The 15,274-nt window shown below is 64.1% G+C and carries 20 protein-coding genes and 2 tRNA genes; 9 read left to right on the forward strand and 13 right to left on the reverse strand.

Features of this window, described 5'->3' with window-relative positions; all coding sequences use genetic code 11:
- Positions 1 to 33 precede the first annotated feature (33 nt).
- Both SynWH8101_RS01790 and SynWH8101_RS01795 read left to right on the forward strand, forming a co-directional pair.
- Positions 34 to 645 carry a DUF3177 family protein gene (locus SynWH8101_RS01790; RefSeq protein WP_130130293.1) on the forward strand — a complete coding sequence of 204 codons (612 nt, stop codon included), beginning with the start codon at positions 34 to 36 and terminating at the stop codon, positions 643 to 645.
- Entirely contained in the window at positions 635 to 943 is a 309-nt protein-coding gene (locus SynWH8101_RS01795; protein WP_130128335.1) for a hypothetical protein, read from the forward strand. The genes SynWH8101_RS01790 and SynWH8101_RS01795 overlap by 11 nt, the downstream gene beginning before the upstream one ends.
- A 12-nt stretch (positions 944 to 955) precedes the next feature.
- On the opposite strand, the gene ileS is transcribed toward SynWH8101_RS01795, so the two are convergent.
- A complete protein-coding gene (gene ileS, locus SynWH8101_RS01800) occupies positions 956 to 3,865 on the reverse strand; it encodes an isoleucine--tRNA ligase (RefSeq protein ID WP_130128336.1) in 2,910 nt (969 codons plus the stop codon).
- A gap of 22 nt (positions 3,866 to 3,887) precedes the next feature.
- Positions 3,888 to 4,472 carry a Ycf66 family protein gene (locus SynWH8101_RS01805; RefSeq protein ID WP_130128337.1) on the reverse strand — a complete coding sequence of 195 codons (585 nt, stop codon included), beginning with the start codon at positions 4,470 to 4,472 and terminating at the stop codon, positions 3,888 to 3,890.
- Between the two features lie 55 nt (positions 4,473 to 4,527).
- On the opposite strand from SynWH8101_RS01805, the gene SynWH8101_RS01810 reads away from it, so the two are divergent.
- Positions 4,528 to 4,609, forward strand: a tRNA-Leu gene (locus SynWH8101_RS01810).
- Positions 4,610 to 4,666: 57 nt separating this feature from the next.
- Positions 4,667 to 5,704, forward strand: a complete 1,038-nt coding sequence (gene crtR / locus SynWH8101_RS01815) for a beta-carotene hydroxylase (RefSeq protein WP_370587009.1) — start codon at positions 4,667 to 4,669, stop codon at positions 5,702 to 5,704.
- 1 nt (position 5,705) lies between these two features.
- Here crtR and gatC read toward each other — a convergent pair whose 3' ends face one another.
- From gatC to SynWH8101_RS01830, 4 genes are read right to left on the reverse strand one after another with little or no spacing between them, the layout of a single operon-like run.
- Positions 5,706 to 5,999: an Asp-tRNA(Asn)/Glu-tRNA(Gln) amidotransferase subunit GatC gene (gene gatC / locus SynWH8101_RS01820; RefSeq protein WP_130128338.1), complete on the reverse strand. Its 294-nt coding sequence runs from the start codon at positions 5,997 to 5,999 to the stop codon at positions 5,706 to 5,708.
- Positions 5,996 to 6,784, reverse strand: a complete 789-nt coding sequence (locus SynWH8101_RS01825) for a creatininase family protein (protein WP_130128339.1) — start codon at positions 6,782 to 6,784, stop codon at positions 5,996 to 5,998. Before SynWH8101_RS01825 ends, gatC begins: the two co-directional genes overlap by 4 nt.
- A 19-nt stretch (positions 6,785 to 6,803) precedes the next feature.
- Positions 6,804 to 6,947 (reverse strand): hypothetical protein, encoded by a 144-nt coding sequence (locus SynWH8101_RS13955; RefSeq protein WP_164498747.1) that lies wholly within the window; start codon positions 6,945 to 6,947, stop codon positions 6,804 to 6,806.
- A gap of 35 nt (positions 6,948 to 6,982) precedes the next feature.
- Positions 6,983 to 7,741 (reverse strand): queuosine precursor transporter, encoded by a 759-nt coding sequence (locus SynWH8101_RS01830; RefSeq protein ID WP_130128340.1) that lies wholly within the window; start codon positions 7,739 to 7,741, stop codon positions 6,983 to 6,985.
- Between the two features lie 142 nt (positions 7,742 to 7,883).
- Here SynWH8101_RS01830 and SynWH8101_RS01835 point away from each other — a divergent pair, with 142 nt between their 5' ends.
- Positions 7,884 to 8,507, forward strand: a complete 624-nt coding sequence (locus tag SynWH8101_RS01835; protein ID WP_130128341.1) for a DNA-3-methyladenine glycosylase — start codon at positions 7,884 to 7,886, stop codon at positions 8,505 to 8,507.
- Entirely contained in the window at positions 8,504 to 9,550 is a 1,047-nt protein-coding gene (locus tag SynWH8101_RS01840; RefSeq protein ID WP_130128342.1) for an aspartate carbamoyltransferase catalytic subunit, read from the forward strand. The genes SynWH8101_RS01835 and SynWH8101_RS01840 overlap by 4 nt, the downstream gene beginning before the upstream one ends.
- Here the strand turns inward: SynWH8101_RS01840 and SynWH8101_RS01845 are convergent.
- The 6 genes from SynWH8101_RS01845 to SynWH8101_RS01865 all read right to left on the reverse strand — a co-directional run bounded on the left by SynWH8101_RS01845 (position 9,493) and on the right by SynWH8101_RS01865 (position 12,317).
- Complete coding sequence (locus SynWH8101_RS01845; protein WP_130128343.1) at positions 9,493 to 11,004, reverse strand: NAD(P)/FAD-dependent oxidoreductase; 1,512 nt, start codon at positions 11,002 to 11,004, stop codon at positions 9,493 to 9,495. The two genes, SynWH8101_RS01840 and SynWH8101_RS01845, sit on opposite strands and share 58 nt — an antisense overlap.
- A 77-nt stretch (positions 11,005 to 11,081) precedes the next feature.
- Positions 11,082 to 11,423 (reverse strand): DUF565 domain-containing protein, encoded by a 342-nt coding sequence (locus tag SynWH8101_RS01850; RefSeq protein WP_130128344.1) that lies wholly within the window; start codon positions 11,421 to 11,423, stop codon positions 11,082 to 11,084.
- A 241-nt stretch (positions 11,424 to 11,664) separates the two neighbouring features.
- Positions 11,665 to 11,865, reverse strand: coding sequence for a hypothetical protein (locus SynWH8101_RS01855; protein WP_007100711.1), 201 nt, complete (start codon positions 11,863 to 11,865; stop codon positions 11,665 to 11,667).
- A gap of 42 nt (positions 11,866 to 11,907) precedes the next feature.
- Entirely contained in the window at positions 11,908 to 12,066 is a 159-nt protein-coding gene (locus tag SynWH8101_RS13960) for a hypothetical protein (protein ID WP_165380877.1), read from the reverse strand.
- Positions 12,063 to 12,224: a PCP reductase family protein gene (locus SynWH8101_RS01860; RefSeq protein ID WP_130128345.1), complete on the reverse strand. Its 162-nt coding sequence runs from the start codon at positions 12,222 to 12,224 to the stop codon at positions 12,063 to 12,065. The genes SynWH8101_RS13960 and SynWH8101_RS01860 overlap by 4 nt, the downstream gene beginning before the upstream one ends.
- Positions 12,225 to 12,244: 20 nt before the next feature.
- Positions 12,245 to 12,317 (reverse strand) — tRNA-Ala (locus SynWH8101_RS01865).
- 65 nt (positions 12,318 to 12,382) lie between these two features.
- On the opposite strand from SynWH8101_RS01865, the gene SynWH8101_RS01870 reads away from it, so the two are divergent.
- Together SynWH8101_RS01870 and coaBC are read left to right on the forward strand one after the other, a co-directional pair.
- Entirely contained in the window at positions 12,383 to 12,610 is a 228-nt protein-coding gene (locus tag SynWH8101_RS01870; RefSeq protein WP_130128346.1) for a DUF2555 domain-containing protein, read from the forward strand.
- 53 nt (positions 12,611 to 12,663) lie between these two features.
- Entirely contained in the window at positions 12,664 to 13,935 is a 1,272-nt protein-coding gene (gene coaBC / locus SynWH8101_RS01875; RefSeq protein WP_254428010.1) for a bifunctional phosphopantothenoylcysteine decarboxylase/phosphopantothenate--cysteine ligase CoaBC, read from the forward strand.
- Here the strand turns inward: coaBC and SynWH8101_RS01880 are convergent.
- Positions 13,908 to 14,225 carry a hypothetical protein gene (locus SynWH8101_RS01880; RefSeq protein WP_165380899.1) on the reverse strand — a complete coding sequence of 106 codons (318 nt, stop codon included), beginning with the start codon at positions 14,223 to 14,225 and terminating at the stop codon, positions 13,908 to 13,910. The genes coaBC and SynWH8101_RS01880 overlap by 28 nt on opposite strands.
- Positions 14,226 to 14,341: 116 nt before the next feature.
- On the opposite strand from SynWH8101_RS01880, the gene SynWH8101_RS01885 reads away from it, so the two are divergent.
- Entirely contained in the window at positions 14,342 to 15,166 is an 825-nt protein-coding gene (locus SynWH8101_RS01885) for a photosystem II manganese-stabilizing polypeptide (protein ID WP_130128349.1), read from the forward strand.
- The last annotated feature ends 108 nt before the right edge of the window (positions 15,167 to 15,274 follow it).

Genomic DNA, 15,274 nt, shown 5'->3' on the forward strand with positions numbered 1-15,274 from the left:
GCGTCGATAATGGCGCCTTCCCGAACCGTGCCGGTGCCCGATCTCCCTTACCGCAGCCTGGTCTGGCTCACCTATCGGCTGGGGGCCTGCTTCGCGTTTGGCCTGCCGCTGGTGCTGTTGATCTGGGCGGCGTTGCGTCGGGAGCCGGCAATGGTGCGACTGCTGACGATCTACTGGAAGGTTGCCAGTTTGTTGGCGATCAGCCTGCTTCTGCTCACCGATCAGCGTCCGCTCGGTTACGTCACGTTGCTGATAGCACCCGTGCTGATGCTGGTGTCGATCTGGTTCTGGGTTGATCTGAACGAAGAGCTGGCCGACTCACCGACCTGGCGACCGCTCCCGCTCACCGTGCGGGTCTGGCGTTGGGCGTTCACGGGTTTCGCTGTACTGGCCACGCTGATGGCCGCCACCGGTCTGCCCTGTGCCCGTCAGCTGGAGGGGGCCGATTGCCGGGTCTGGTTGGAGGCCCCCCAGGGGTTGCATCGGGTGGTGGAGCGCCTCTTCGATTTCGTCTTCGGCGGCCAGTGGACCGCCGCGGTTGCTGCGTTTGTGGGGTATGTGGTGTTGGTGGCCTACGTGGTGGGGCTGATCCAGTGGTTGCTGGTGCGATTGCCGCGGCAGGGACGGGTGGCCGGTGAGTTCTGATCTGCTGCAAGCGCTGGAGGCGATCAGTCGTGACCGCGCCGATCGGGTGGTGCGTCTGAGCGGCAGGGTGATCACGGCGAGTGGCGAGATCGAGGCGCTGGAAGTGCTGATCTATCGCGGCTTTTCCAGTTGCACCACCCATCCCACGGCCTTCGACCCCGACACCTGTGTGTTGCCTGAGGGTGGCGTGATCGATGCGGCCGAGTTGTTGGTTGGCCCTCTGCAGCCCCAGCAGGAGCAGCGGTTGCAGGGGCCGATTCCGGCTCAGGCGTTGCTGGATCCGACCCGGTGGTGTTGAGGGCAGGCTGCTTCAGCGCCGTTTGAGCACAGCCACGCAGCGGCCGCAGAGGCTGGGGTGATCGGCATGCTGGCCGATGTCGCTTTCGTAATGCCAACAGCGTTCGCATTTTTCACCGCGGGCGCGCGCCACCTCGATCACGGCGAGGGGATTGGCGTCGTCGCTGGCCAGCAGTTCTGCCCAGGGTTCGCCACCGAGTTGCAGCTGGGAAACCAGCAGCCAATCACGCAATCCATCCACCTCCGGATCGCCGTGGTCGGCCAGCCAGGTGAGCGCTGACTGGAGCGTTTCGGATCGGGCGTCGACCCGCACCGCTGCCTCCAACGAGGCGCCCAGCTCCTGATGACTACGGCATTCCTCCAGCACTCGGTTCACCGCGCCGCGCAGGTCGCGCAGCTGTTGCATCGGGGCGTTCAAGCTCTCGTCCCGCCAGGTGTCCGGCACCACGGGCCAGCCGCGCCGGAACACCGAGTCTTCAGCCACGGCGTAGGGCAGGTTCTGCCAGATGTCTTCGGCCATGTGGCACAGCACGGGTGCAATCGCTCCGGCAAGGCGTTCGATGATCAACGCCATCACCGTCTGGCAGCTGCGCCGCCGCCGGTCGTTCGGGGCACTCACGTACAGCCTGTCTTTGGCGATGTCGAGGTAGAAGTTGGAGAGATCGGCAACGCAGTAGTTCTGCAGCAGCTGGAAGAAGCGGAAGAACTCGTAGCGTTCGAAGGCTTCGCTGATCTCATCGAGCACCACGGCGGTGCGCTGCAGCATCCAGCGATCGAGCAGTGGCAGTGCTTCCACCGGGATGGCATCGCGGTCGGGATCGAAGTCGTGGAGGTTGCCAAGCAGGTAACGCGCGGTGTTGCGCACCTTGCGGTACACATCGGCCAGCTGGCGCAAAATGCCGGCACCGATCGGCACATCGGCGGAATAGTCGACGGAACTCACCCAGAGACGCAGCACATCGGCGCCGTAGGGAGGTTCCTGTTTCTGGTTCTTGCCACCCTCGATGATCACCATCGGATCCACCACATTGCCGAGGGATTTGCTCATCTTGCGGCCCTTCTCGTCGAGGGCGAATCCGTGGGTGAGCACCGTCCGGTAAGGGGCATGGCCATTCACCGCCACCGAGGTGAGCAGGGAGCTTTGGAACCAGCCGCGGTGCTGATCCGATCCCTCCAGATAAAGATCGGCCGGATAGCTGAGACCATCGCGCTGACTGGCGACGGCGGCCCAGCTGGAGCCGGAATCGAACCACACATCCATCGTGTCGGTGCCTTTGCGCCACTGCGTTGCTTCGCCCTGATGGCTGGGGGGGAGTAGCTCGGATTCGTCTTTCTCCCACCAAACATCGGCACCGTGTTCGGCGATCAGTGCCTGAATGTGGGCGATGGAGTCGGCGTTGAGCAGCACTTCGCCGCTGCTGCGGTGATAAAACACGGGGATTGGCACACCCCAGGTGCGCTGGCGCGAGATGCACCAGTCACCCCGTTCCGCCACCATCGCTTCGATCCGGTTGCGCCCGGAAGCCGGTAGCCACTCCACCGCGTCGATGGCGGCGAGGGCTTCGTTGCGGAAGCCCTCCACGGAGGCGAACCACTGTTCCGTCGCCCGGAAGATCGTGGGTTTCTTCGTGCGCCAGTCGTAGGGATAGCGGTGGCCGTAGCTCTCCTGCAGCAGCAGGGCACCGGCTGCTTCGAGAGCTTCGATGATTGCCGGGTTGGCGTCCTTGAGCACGTTCAGGCCCGCAAAGGGGCCGGCCTCCTCCGTGAGGGTGCCGGCTTCATCCACCGGGCAGAGCACCGGCAGGTCATGCTTGCGGCCGGTGTTGAAGTCATCCACGCCATGGCCGGGTGCGGTGTGCACCAGACCCGTGCCCGATTCGGTGGTGATGTAGTCGCCACCGATCACCACAGGGCTGTGCCGATCCAGCAGGGGATGGCGGTAGGTGAGCCCCGCCAGCAGAGCCCCTTGCACGACGGCTTTCGCCGCCAGCGGGCGCCCGAGTTTGCCTGCGAGGCTGTCGCGCAAGTCGGCGGCCACGATCAGCAAGCGACCCCTGCCGTCATCGGCCAGGCAGTACTCGAGCCGATCATTCACCGACACCGCCAGGTTGGCGGGCAGGGTCCAGGGGGTGGTGGTCCAGATCGCCACTTGCAGGGTGTCCTGAAGGCTGTCCCCATCAGCGGGTAGATCAACGCCTTGGTCCTGCAGTGCCGCACGAAGCTGCTGCGGTGCCTCAACAGCAGGGAACGCCACATAGACGCTTGGGCTGGTGTGACCGTCGGGATATTCCAGTTCGGCTTCCGCCAGCGCGGTGCGGGAGCTGGGGCTCCAGTGCACCGGCTTGAGGCCTCGGTAGATGTGGCCCTTCAGAGCCATGCTGCCGAACACCTCGATCTGAGCCGCTTCGTACTCCTTCTGGAGGGTCAGATAGGGGTAGTCCCAGTCGGCCCAGATCCCCCAGCGCTTGAAGCCAGCCATCTGGCCTTCCACCTGTTTGCGGGCGTAGGCGGCGGCTTTCTTGCGCAGCTTGAGTGGGGTCAGGGCCCGGCGTTGCTCCTGGTCCATCGCCTGAAGCACCTTGAGCTCGATCGGCAGGCCGTGGCAATCCCAGCCGGGCACGAAGCGCACCTGCCGGCCCTGCATCAGCCGGTGCTTGTTGATGATGTCTTTGAGCACCTTGTTGAGGGCGTGGCCCATGTGCAGGGCGCCGTTGGCGTAAGGCGGCCCGTCGTGCAGGGTGAACACCGGACCCGGGTTGCTTAGCCCCAGCTCGAGATCGATGCCTCGCTCGCGCCAGAGGGCTTGGAGTTCCGGCTCGCGCTGGATGGCATTGGCGCGCATCCCAAAACCGGTCTCCAGCAGGTTGAGGGTGTCCTTGTAGGACGGGCGCGCGTCAGCGTCAGGGCGCGTCTGTTCGGTCACGGTGGCGCTGCGGCAACCGGAATTATCCGTCCTTGCTGGCAGCTTCGGTGGATTGCGGCTCCGCTGTGGGTTCCGGATCGTCGGCAACAGACGTCCCTGGGTCTGATGGCGCTCCAGCGGCGGCGTCCTGTGCTGCAGGGGGTTCTTCCGCTTGTTGTTGTTCTGATGGTTCGGGCCTCACCCAGCGCTTGCCGCTGCGGTTGCTTCCCTCCGGACGGTCGGGAGCGGAGGTTGGAGGTTGGAGGCTGGCCAGGGCGCTGCCGGTGTTGCCGGCCAGGCGACGGATGGCAGCCAGCAACTGCTGCAGGCTGGTGCGCCAGCGTTCGCTGGACCGCAGTCGTTGGCGCTCCTCCTCGCCGAGTTGGTGCCAGCGCCCCTGACCAACTTCCACCCCCAATCGGGTGATCAGCAGCGTGGCGCAGACCACGGCCAGCATCGGGGCGCCGCGCAGGCGATCACTGCTGGTCACCAGCACCAGCCCGAGCAGGAGCACCAGGGCTCCCCAGGCGCTGTCGCGGGGGCGGCTCAGCTCGGTGGCGAGCAGGGGCAGCAGCAGCAGGGCCAGACCCGCCAGCAGACAGAGATCCCCTGTGAGGGTGGCCAGCATTCGAACATTCCGCCGCTTGGGTCCATTCTGGGTCGATGCCTAGAGTTCAGCCCTTGCCCATCTGGCGGAATTGGTAGACGCGCTGGTTTTAGGTACCAGTGGCTTCGGTCGTGGGGGTTCAAGTCCCCCGGTGGGCATCACTTGTCTCCTAGGGTCATAACGCTTCTGGCATGTTGAGAGGGTCGCGTCCACCGATGACACAGGCTTCCGTTCAGGCCATGGCGTCGTCCGGCGACACGCCCCCGCAGGCCGTCGCACCACGGCGGTCCGTGCCGAGGGAATTCCTGGATCCTCCTGGGGCCTGGAATCCCACCGTGGCGCTCTTCCTTGGCGGTTACGGCTTGGCTGCCCTCACGGTGTGGGGATGGTTTGTGGGGGGCTGGCCTCTGCCCTTGCTGCTGATCACCGGGTTTCTTGCTTTGCATCTGGAAGGCACGGTCGTGCACGACGCCTGCCATAAGGCGGCCCATCCGGTGCCCTGGATCAACCAGGCGATGGGCCATGGCTCAGCCCTGCTGCTGGGATTCAGCTTTCCCGTGTTCACCCGCGTGCATCTCCAGCACCACTCCCATGTGAACGATCCGAAGAACGACCCGGACCACATCGTGAGCACCTTTGGCCCGCTCTGGTTGATTGCACCGCGTTTCTTCTATCACGAGGTGTTTTTCTTTCAGCGCAAGCTCTGGAAGCGCTGGGAATTAATGCAATGGGGCTTGGAGCGTGCCGTGTTTTTCACGATCATCGTGGCGGCGGTGCGCTTTGGCTTCCTGCCTTTCATCTTCAATTGCTGGTTTGCCCCTGCCCTGATGGTGGGTGTCACGTTGGGGTTGTTTTTTGATTACCTGCCCCACCGCCCCTTTCTGTCGCGCAACCGCTGGTTGAACGCTCGCGTGTATCCGGGGCGAACGATGAACTGGCTGATCATGGGCCAGAACTATCACCTGGTGCATCACCTCTGGCCCTCGATCCCCTGGTTTGAATACAAGCCGGCCTATGAAGCCACCAAGCCGTTGCTGGATGCCAAAGGTTCTCCCCAGCGTCTGGGCCTGTTTGAGACCCGTCACGATCTGGTGAATTTCCTTTATGACATCTTTCTTGGAGTGCGCAGCCACAAGCCCCATGGCAGCAAGATGCGACCTCTGGCCCGGGTGATGCCGAGCCGTCGCATGCGACGTGGGTGGTTGAACTTGTTGCAACGCACGGCTGTGACGCCGTCCCGTCGGGGCTCCTGAATCAATCCGCCAGGATCTTCGGCACCCGGAAGAAATCCCCCTCCCGCTGCGGCGCCTGATCCAGCAATTCTTCGCGCACGTCAGTGGCCACAACGCGATCATCGCGGGTGGCATTGATCACCTCCACGGCGCGGGTGGTGGGGGGAACACCATCGGTGTCCACGGCCTGCAGCTGGTCGACGTAATCGAGGATGCGCTCCAGCTGGCCGGTGTAGGTGGAGATCGTGTCTTCAGGCAGTTCGAGACGCGCCAGCTGCGCCACCTTGCGCACGTCGTCAGCCGTGATCTTGCTCATGCGGCGTTGAGGAAAGTCTCCAGATCTTCGCGCAGGGCGGTGGCGGCCGCGTCGAGCAGTTCAGCGCCATGGTCTGGCGTGGCCAGGAAGGGATCGGATCCCATGCGGCCATCGGGGTAACGCGCACGGAAATCCACCGGACCATGGATGGGCCCGCAGGCAGCTGGCTCCGGCAGGGGGCGCTGCTTGCTCTGCAGGCAGTTGTGCAGATGCAGGGTGAGGGCAATCTCGCTCGGGGTGGCGTGCTGGCCCTCCCGTTCGCCGTAGAGCTCCCGTGCCCGACGCATCACTGGCCCGGCCATGAACCAGTTGGCCAGTTTGCAGCGCAAGCGTGGCGCCACCGCGAGGCCGCGGCTCGCAGCCGTGCCGTAGGCCTGGGCGAAGGCAGCCTTGGCCGTGGCGATGTTGCCGCCGTGCCCATTCACCACAAAGATTCGCTCGAAGCCATGGCTGGCCAGCGACAGCACCAGATCGTGCAACACGCTGAGGAGCGTGCTCGGCTGCAGGCTCATGGTGCCGGCAAAGCCCAGGTGATGTTCGGCCATGCCAAAGGCCTGGGTCGGCGTCACGAATACACCGCTGCGTTGGCCCAGTTCTAGAGCCACCGCTTCGGCGGTTAGGGCGTCGGTGCCGATCGCTCCGGTGGGGCCGTGCTGTTCGGTGGATCCCAAGGGAAGGATCACGCCTTTGCACTGCTCCAGGTAGGCCTCCACGTCGGGCCAGGTCTGAAGATCGAGGCGGATGGCGTCAGTGTTGGTGACGGGACCGGGCAGGGGTGATGTCATCACGCCAGTCTGAATGGCATCAATGGGCGGTGCCGTTGCCGTCGTATTGATCGGTGTTGTAGTAACCGCCCCGGGTGCCGAAGTAGAGCGTTGCCAGCACGAACAGACCACTGCCGAACAGCAGCACGGTGCCCAGGTTGAAACCGGAAAGAGCTGCGTCCATCAGACATCGTCCATCTCGTTGAAGCCTGGCAGGGATTAGGCGCTTGTCACGCTCCCCGTGCGCGGTTCGTCATCGAGATCGCCGCCGATTTCGCTCCCACGCCTGGGCACGTCCAGCCATTGGCGCAGCCAGCCGGTGAGCCAGATGAAAGGCATGGTGTCGGCGAGTGCGGCAAGGGCTTTAAACAGATAGCCACTGGCAATGAACGCGCCGAGCTGAGGCAGCACCGGTTCGCCGGCGCGCACGGGCAGCACGTGGGCGCCGTAGTGGCTGATCAGCACGACCGCACTGGTGTCGACCAGCTGGCTGATCAGCGTCGAGCCGTTGTTGCGAAGCCAGAGCGCTTGGCCATTGGTGCGTTGTTTCCAAAAATGGAAGAGGCGCACATCCACGAACTGGGCCGTGAGATAGGCCGCCATGGAGGCCCCCACCGAGCCGAAGGCGAGGCGTTGAATCTCAAAGAAGGTTGCCTCCGGCGCATCGGCCAGTCCTGGCAGGAGGCCTCCCAGCCAGAGGATCAGCACCACCCAGCCATTGAGCAATAAGCCCACCCACACCACCTGGGCAGCCCGTTGTTCTCCCCACAGTTCGCTGATCAGATCGGTGCAGAGAAACGTGATCGGGTAGGGAAGGGCGCCAACGGCGACCACGATCGGCCAGGAGCCGATGTGCCCGAGTTCGAGAAACCGTGTGAGGCCAAGAATGTTGAGCATCCCGAGGGTGCCGAGGAACAGGCCTGCCAGCACCAGGAAGCAGAGGTCGCGGCGTTGCTGGAGGGTGGCGTTGACGGGCATGGGTTAGCCGAAGGCCACTAGACACGGCCAGAACACCGAACGTCCGAAGGGAGCGATGCTTGAGAAGCGTTCGTTCATGGTTGAACTGAGACAGGCGGGCGGGCTGGACGCGTTGCAGGCATGATCGAGAGCACATGAGCATCTGTCCATCGCTTGCTCAGCCCTCCCCCGCAGCTTCTTCGCCCGCCCCGCCCAGCTGGTCGCCCCCGACCTGATCGGCTGCCGGCTGGTGAAACGCCAACCCGATGGCGAGCTGCTCTGGGGGGTGATTGTGGAAACGGAGGCGTATTCCCAGGAGGAGCCCGCCTGCCACGGCTATCGCCGCCGCTCCCCCAGCAACGAAACGCTCTTTGGTGAGCCTGGGCGGTTTTATGTGTATGTGAGCTATGGCATTCACCACTGCGTGAACGTGGTGACCGATCGCGCTGATTGGGCCAATGGGGTGCTGCTGCGGGCTGTGGCGCTTCCAGGCGAGCCAGAGCGGGTGGCGGCCGGGCCAGGGCTGCTGGCTCGTCGCTTTGGCATCGACCGAGCTCATGACAGCTGGTCCGTCTGTGGTGAGAATGGCTTTTGGTTGGCTCCCCGGCCTTCCGTTCTTGGTCAACCTGAGCTTGTGAGCACCACACGGATCGGCATTGCCCAAGGGCAAGATTGGCCCTGGCGCTGGTACCTCAAGGCCAGTCGGAGCGTCAGCCGGCGGGCGAGCGGCGATCGGATGCCAACGAAGGCAAAGGCCTGGAGCCCTGAGGGGACCAGCGCGGTATGAGCGCCTGGACCCATCGCCACATCCTCGATCTCGCCGCCTTCTCGCGGGAGGATTTCGCTGCTGTGCTCGAGTTGGCGCATCGTTTCCGGGCCCTGCCTGTGACCGGTGCCCGCAAGCTGCCCGCGCTTCAGGGTCGCTTGGTGGCCACCCTCTTTTTTGAGCCCAGCACCCGCACGCGCAGCAGCTTCGAGCTGGCGGCCAGGCGTCTTTCTGCCGATGTCTCGAGTTTTTCGCCAGGCAGCAGTTCTCTGAGTAAGGGTGAATCGCTGCTCGACACCGCCCGCACCTACGTGGCCATGGGCGCGGATGTGCTCGTGGTGCGCCATCAGTGCACCAGTGTTCCCCAGCAGCTGGCGGAGGCTTTGGAGGCGGCCGGTGAGCGCACCGTGGTGCTCAACGGTGGCGATGGACTCCACAGCCATCCCAGCCAGGGACTGCTGGATCTCTACACCCTGGCCCAGGTTTTCGATCCTCTGCACCCTTTGCCCGAGGCCTTGCGGGGCAAGCGGATTCTGATCGTGGGCGACATCCTCCATTCCCGGGTGGCCCGCTCCAATCTTTGGGCTCTGACAGCCTGCGGCGCGGAGGTGGTGCTTTGCGGCCCTCCGAGCCTGGTGCCGCCTCAGTTCGCCGCCTTCGTGGAGGCGCCCCCTCCAGGGCAATCTGGGGATCCGGTGCCGCAGCGGGGCCGGATCAGCGTGATCCATGACCTCGATGCCGCCCTGCCCGGGGTCGACGCCGTGATGACGCTGCGCTTGCAGAAGGAGCGCATGCGCCAGCACCTGCTGACGGATCTCGACCGTTATCACCGCGCCTATGGGCTGAGCCATGCCCGTTTGGAACGCTGCGGCAAACAGGTGCCGGTGCTCCACCCTGGGCCGGTGAATCGGGGTGTGGAGATGACCGGGGCCCTGCTTGATGATCGGCGTTGCTGCCTGGTGGAGGAGCAGGTGCGGAATGGCGTGCCGATCCGCATGGCCCTGCTCTATTTGATGGCGGCGGTGGAGTCTTCAGCCGAATCAGCGCTGGCTTCGCCGGCTTGATCCCCCAGGCCGGACACGTGATTGGAGTAGTAGTCGATCGCTGCTTTGAGGGCGGCATCGGGGGAGGCGATCGAGGGGCCACTGCCGCTCTTCATCGGGAAGGGCGCGTCCGGTGCATCCAGGCCCATGTGCTGGCTCGGCATGCCGGTGAGCAGCATGGAGGCTCGCTGCTGGGTCACCACAGCCACCAGCCACTTGTAGAGAAGCGACACCCGGTTTTCTCGATCCGGCATGAAGGCGAGGTGGGCAGCAGCCCAGAGCAGCCAGCCGATGCCGCCGGAGAATTTGAAGCCGCGCAGGTCGGCCACGGCTGAGACCCGATCGAGCACGGCCATGCTGCCGAAGTCAAACCAGCTGAAGTTGGGTCGGTTATTTCCGGCCACGATCGCGGCGATGTCTTTGCCGACGAAACCGCCGGCTTGGGTGGCGGGCCCTGCCATTCCAGGCAGTGGCTTGCCGTCTTTGGTGTGCTTGTAGCAGCAGAGATCACCGACCACCCGGATCTCCGGATGCCCTTTCACGGAGAAATCGGGCTCCACCACCACACGGCCGCCACGATCGAGCTCACACTCGATTTCCTCTGCCAACTTGCGCCCGAGGTGGGAGGGGCGCACGCCGGCGGTCCAGATCACCGTGGCCGCCTGCAGGCGACGATCACCTTCCGGTGTGCCAACCGTGACCTCCCCTGGACGCATGGTCTGAACGCGTCCCTTGAAGAGCATTTCCACCCCGAGGCCTTCCAGGGTTTTGCGGGCTGCATCCGAGAGCATCTCCGGCATCGCCCGGAGCACCCGATCCCCGGGATCCACCAGCACGATCCGCGTGGTGTCGGGGTTCAATTGCCGAAACTCCCGACGCATGGCGTTGCGCATCAGTTCCGACACGGCGCCGGCCATTTCGCAGCCGGTGGGACCGCCACCCACGATCACCACGGTCTGCAGGAACTGACGCACCTGGGGATCGGGAGTCTGTTCCGCCTGTTCCAGCGCCATCAGCAGTCGGCGGCGGATTTCCTCAGCGTGCTCGAGGATCTTCATCGGCGGCGCGAAGGTGCGCCAGTCTTCATGGCCGAAGAAGGTGCTGCCTGAGCCAGTCGCCAGTACCAAGTGGTCGTAGCTGTAGGCCTTGCCGTTGAAGACGATCTGTTTCCCGGCCGGGTGGATCTGGGTCACCTCGCCGAGCAGCACCTGCACATTGCGCTGACTCCCCACCAGCTGGCGCAGGGGCGTGGCGACATCACCGCGGGAGACCAGTCCGGTGGCCACTTGATAGAGCAAGGGCTGGAACAGGTTGAAGTTGCGTTTGTCGATCAGGGTGATGCGGACATCGGCATGGGCCAGGGCCTTGCAAGCGCGGACCCCGGCGAAACCACCTCCCACGATCACCACGTGGGGGGCATGGCGCAGCCGCTCCTCAGGGGGCTCCAGCTCCAGGAAGAAATGCTCACCAGCCATGGGGCTTCGCTTCGATGCTCTGTCTCCGCAGACTATGGAGAACCGTCCGTTTTGTCTGTGCCCTTCAACTGGGCCCGTCACAGCAGCTTGAAGCCCTCGAGCAGAAGGCCGTAAAGCAGGCCAATCCTGGCCATGTCGAGCATTTGCACACCCAGCACTCCGCGCAGGTTGGGGCGCCAAGAGCGGCGCAGGCGCACCATCACCTCCCAGATCACCACCGTGACCAGCGCGGCGATCGGATCCATCAAGCCATTGGCACCCGTGATGCTGCCAATGGCGTTGCCGAGGAAGAACCCCGTCATCAACACGATCAGCAGCAGTGAGCTCCGCCGCCAGGGGTTCTGCGCCCATTCACTCAGGCGCGTCGTCCACTCTCCAAGGCGGGTTTGCAGCCGGGTGGATTGCAGGCGGGAAGTCATCGACCTGCAAGACGCGCTGGCTGAAAAAGAAAAAGTGGCAGGGAATCGTCCCAAGGATCCCCATCACCCAGCCCGAAGCCCTGCCAACGCTTGTATACACCAAGTGCAGGGAATCTGCTGTCGCCAAACACTACCGATAGGGTTTCGCGATCGATCGATCCGATCACGTCGGGCTGAATGATGGGATTGGCATCAAGAAAGCCTTTGCCGACCGGTTTGGCAAGAGGGCTAGCGCAGGATCTCAGTCTGATTCAGCCTTGGCTTTGCGTGAACCCTTGCCTTCCAGCAGCTCCAGCAACGCTTCCATCTGGGCCATCACGCCGCGCACTTCTCCCGCTTCCGGCAGCAGGCCGTCTTCCATGACACCTTGATGCATCTCGCGCAATTCCTGTCGGATGTAGCGCAGATGACTCACCACCTGTTCCCGTTTGGACTGTGACATTGCTGCGGCGACCCTTCAGCCTCCCTTTTACCAAATTGCGGGTCAGGCCCTGCGACCCGCCCGCCCGAGTTGTCCGGCCAGGGCAATCAACCCGAAGGTGAGCAAGGCCGATGGTCTGGCGATCACGCTCAGGGTCGCCAGACAGCCCAGCCCTGTCAGCCAGGTGGATCGGCGCATCGCAATGGGCGAGGGGAAGGTCATGACTGACCGAAGCGGGCGCGCGCCTCTGTGTAAAAGCTGAGGTCGATCGGATCCTGCTCCGACTCCCGGGCCATCGCTTCGATGCGTTTCCGCACGGCAGGCCGCACGAAGAAAGGCACTTCTCTGAGAGCCTGCTCGGCTTCGCTGGTCCAGTTCATCCGCGCTGACGGATCCTCAATGGAGAATAGGAGATTCGAACTCCTGACCTCTGCGGTGCGATCGCAGCGCTCTACCAGCTGAGCTAATTCCCCGATGGAGGGAATGTAGCGCTGTCCTCCAGGCAAAATGAATGGGATGTCGAGGCTTCGGCTGTTCCATGACCAGCGGTTCAGGATCCAGCGCTGCCATGACGCAGGATCAACTCGACGCTTTTGATGAAGAGGCCGTCGCTGTGCTGGCGCAACGCCTTGAAGAGGACGACTACCCCTCGCCCTTCGCCGGTCTCGACGATTGGCATCTGCTTCGGGCTCTGGCCATCCATCGACCGGATCTGACGCGTCCCTACGTCCATCTGATCGATCAGGAACCCTTCGATGAGGACTGAGCCGTTTGTCCGGGCCTGATCGTTCCGTTGCGGGCGTACTGGCGGGCAGGCGTGTGCTTGTCGCGGCCAGCGGCAGCATCGCTGCCGTCAAGACCCCGCTGTTGGTGAGTGCTCTCGTGCGGGCCGGTGCGGAGGTGCGCTGCCTGCTCACCCCCAGTGCCGCCAGGCTGGTGAGTCCGGTGGCGCTCGCCTGCCTCAGCCGGCATCGCTGTTATCAAGACGCCGACCAGTGGCAGCCGAGCGAACCGCGTCCACTCCACATTGCCCTGGCCGAATGGGCTGAGCTGGTGATCGTGGCTCCCCTCAGCGCCACAAGCCTGGCCCGCTGGACGCAGGGGTTGGCGGATGGCCTGCTGGCCGGGGTGCTGCTGGCCTGCGAGCGGCCGGTGCTGGCGGCAGCGGCCATGAACACCGGCATGTGGACCCAGGCCGCCGTGCGCCGGAATTGGCAGCAACTGCAGGCCGATCCGCGGGTGTGGGCCCTCGATCCTGCCGCGGGTCTGCTGGCCTGCGATCGCATTGGCGAAGGACGGATGGCGTCGCCCGAGTTGATTGAACTGGCCGCCGCCCATGCCCTGATGCAGGCCGACCCGGCCGGGCACCTTCCCAGGGACTGGGCAGGGCGCAGGCTGCTGGTGTCTGCTGGCCCGACCGTGGAAGCGCTTGACCCGGCACGGTTGATCAGCAATCGCAGCAGTGGGCGCATGGGGGTGTTGATCGCGCAGGCGGCTCGGCTGCGGGGCGCTGCGGTCACGCTCGTGCATGGTCCGCTCAACCTGCCGCAGGCCTGGCTGGAAGGGCTGTGTTGTGAAGCGGTCGAGAGCGCCGTGCAGATGGGGCGGGCCCTTGAAGCCAATTGGCCTGAGGCCGACGCCCTGGTGATGGCCGCTGCCGTCGCTGACTGGCGGCGACGGGGTGGTCCGGCGGCGTCGAAAGCCAGCAAAGAGATCACGGCGTCGGCCCTCGTCGGCGACCTGGAGCTTGTGCCCGATCTCCTGGCGACCTTGGTGCACAACAGACGTCGCGACCAGGTTTGCCTCGGGTTTGCCGCCCTCAGTGGCGATGACGCCACACTTCAGGAGCGGGCCAAAGCCAAGATCAGGGCGAAGGGCTGCGACTGGCTGTTCGCCAACCCGATCGATCGGCCAGGACAGGGATTCGGTGCTGCCGCCAATGGTGGATGCTTGCTGGGGCTGGATCGCAGGCCGGGGGCGGAGCCGACCCTGGAATCCATCCCAACGATGGACAAATCAGGCCTGGCTCACGCGTTGCTGGACCGGCTGCTCGAGAGCCTGAATCAGGCCGCCATGCCCGCTGGATCCTGATCGAGCAGTTCGATGAATGTCTTCAGCTGAAGGCGAGGGATGTAGGGCCAACCGCCACTGCGTTCCATCGCCTGAAGCAGGGTGAAGAGCTTGTTGCGGTCTTCGGGAAGACTGCTCCGGAAGGGGCCGTCCTGAATGCTGCGATGCAGGCCCTCAATGCTGCGCAGGATCTCCAGCAGCGCTTCAGGCTGGTCGCTGCACTCTTCGGCAAGGTCCTGCAGGGCGGTGAGCAGGGGGACCAGCCGCTCCTGCAGTGCTCCCAGGGGAGTGGTGGCGTCGGGGCTGGACACGGGATCGCGACGGGTTGTTGAGAGCTGCAAAAGGCTAGCCGGACCTCCGGTTTGACCCCTGTAGGATCCGCCTGATCGGTGGATACCGTCGTCGTCTGGCCAATCGGCTTCCTTTCATGAGCATCCGTCCCCTGCTGGCCTTGGTGCTGGCTCTCTGTCTCACCCTGGTCACTGCATGCAGTGGTGGTGCCCAGGCGGTCGACCGTTCCAATGCAACCCGCTACGAAGACATCGTCAACACGGGCAAGGCGAACGATTGCCCGACCCTGTCTGATTCCGCCCGTGGCTCCATTGCGCTCGACATAGGCGGTTCCTATGAATTGCGCGATGTCTGCATGCACCCCTTACAGGTGTCTGTGAAGGGCGAGCCAGCGAATAAGCGCCAGGAAGCCCAATTTGTAGAGGGCAAGATTCTGACGCGCTACACCTCCAGCCTTGATGAGGTGTATGGCGATCTTGAAGTGAGCGAGGAGGGTCTCAGCTTCTCGGAAAAGGGTGGCATCGATTTCCAGCCGATCACCGTGCTCATTCCAGGCGGTGAGGAGTACCCCTTCACTTTCTCCAGCAAGAATCTTCAGGCCACGGCATCGGGATCCGCCATCACGACCAGCACCGATTTTGAAGGCACTTATCGCACCCCCAGCTATCGCACCAGCAACTTCATCGACCCCAAGGGTCGGGCCCTGACCACCGGTGTCGACTACCCCCAGGGACTGATCGGCCTGGGTGGTGATTACGAGGAGCTGCAGACCGAGAACGTCAAGCGCTACATCGATGGCACCGGTGTGATGAGCCTGTCGATCACTAAGGTCGATCCGGAGACCGGTGAATTCGCTGGTGTGTTCACCGCCATACAGCCCTCCGACTCTGATATGGGTGGTCGCGAAATCGTGGATGTGAAGATCAGCGGTGAGCTCTACGGTCGCCTGGAAGGGGCCTGATGCCCTGATCAGGGTGTCCACTCAGGGATTCAGGGGGGCGCGGCCCCCCTTTTTTGATGACGACCTGGGGTTGTGATCTGGGAGAATCGCGCCGTCTCCTGATTGATC

Source organism: Synechococcus sp. WH 8101 (assembly GCF_004209775.1).
In the GTDB taxonomy this organism is placed as follows: Bacteria; Cyanobacteriota; Cyanobacteriia; order PCC-6307; family Cyanobiaceae; genus Synechococcus_C.

Excerpts from the sequence above, each read along its gene's own strand:
- SynWH8101_RS01830 (WP_130128340.1), bottom strand. The coding sequence starts at position 7,741 with ATGCCCGTCAACGCCACCCTCCAGCAACGCCGCGACCTCTGCTTCCTG.
- SynWH8101_RS13960 (WP_165380877.1), bottom strand. The coding sequence starts at position 12,066 with ATGACCTTCCCCTCGCCCATTGCGATGCGCCGATCCACCTGGCTGACA.
- SynWH8101_RS01855 (WP_007100711.1), bottom strand. The coding sequence starts at position 11,865 with ATGTCACAGTCCAAACGGGAACAGGTGGTGAGTCATCTGCGCTACATC.
- SynWH8101_RS01885 (WP_130128349.1), top strand. The coding sequence starts at position 14,342 with ATGAGCATCCGTCCCCTGCTGGCCTTGGTGCTGGCTCTCTGTCTCACC.
- SynWH8101_RS01845 (WP_130128343.1), bottom strand. The coding sequence starts at position 11,004 with ATGGCTGGTGAGCATTTCTTCCTGGAGCTGGAGCCCCCTGAGGAGCGG.
- SynWH8101_RS01840 (WP_130128342.1), top strand. The coding sequence starts at position 8,504 with ATGAGCGCCTGGACCCATCGCCACATCCTCGATCTCGCCGCCTTCTCG.
- crtR (WP_370587009.1), top strand. The coding sequence starts at position 4,667 with ATGACACAGGCTTCCGTTCAGGCCATGGCGTCGTCCGGCGACACGCCC.
- SynWH8101_RS01850 (WP_130128344.1), bottom strand. The coding sequence starts at position 11,423 with ATGACTTCCCGCCTGCAATCCACCCGGCTGCAAACCCGCCTTGGAGAG.
- SynWH8101_RS01860 (WP_130128345.1), bottom strand. The coding sequence starts at position 12,224 with ATGAACTGGACCAGCGAAGCCGAGCAGGCTCTCAGAGAAGTGCCTTTC.
- SynWH8101_RS01870 (WP_130128346.1), top strand. The coding sequence starts at position 12,383 with ATGACCAGCGGTTCAGGATCCAGCGCTGCCATGACGCAGGATCAACTC.
- SynWH8101_RS01805 (WP_130128337.1), bottom strand. The coding sequence starts at position 4,472 with ATGCTGGCCACCCTCACAGGGGATCTCTGTCTGCTGGCGGGTCTGGCC.
- SynWH8101_RS13955 (WP_164498747.1), bottom strand. The coding sequence starts at position 6,947 with ATGGACGCAGCTCTTTCCGGTTTCAACCTGGGCACCGTGCTGCTGTTC.
- gatC (WP_130128338.1), bottom strand. The coding sequence starts at position 5,999 with ATGAGCAAGATCACGGCTGACGACGTGCGCAAGGTGGCGCAGCTGGCG.
- SynWH8101_RS01825 (WP_130128339.1), bottom strand. The coding sequence starts at position 6,784 with ATGACATCACCCCTGCCCGGTCCCGTCACCAACACTGACGCCATCCGC.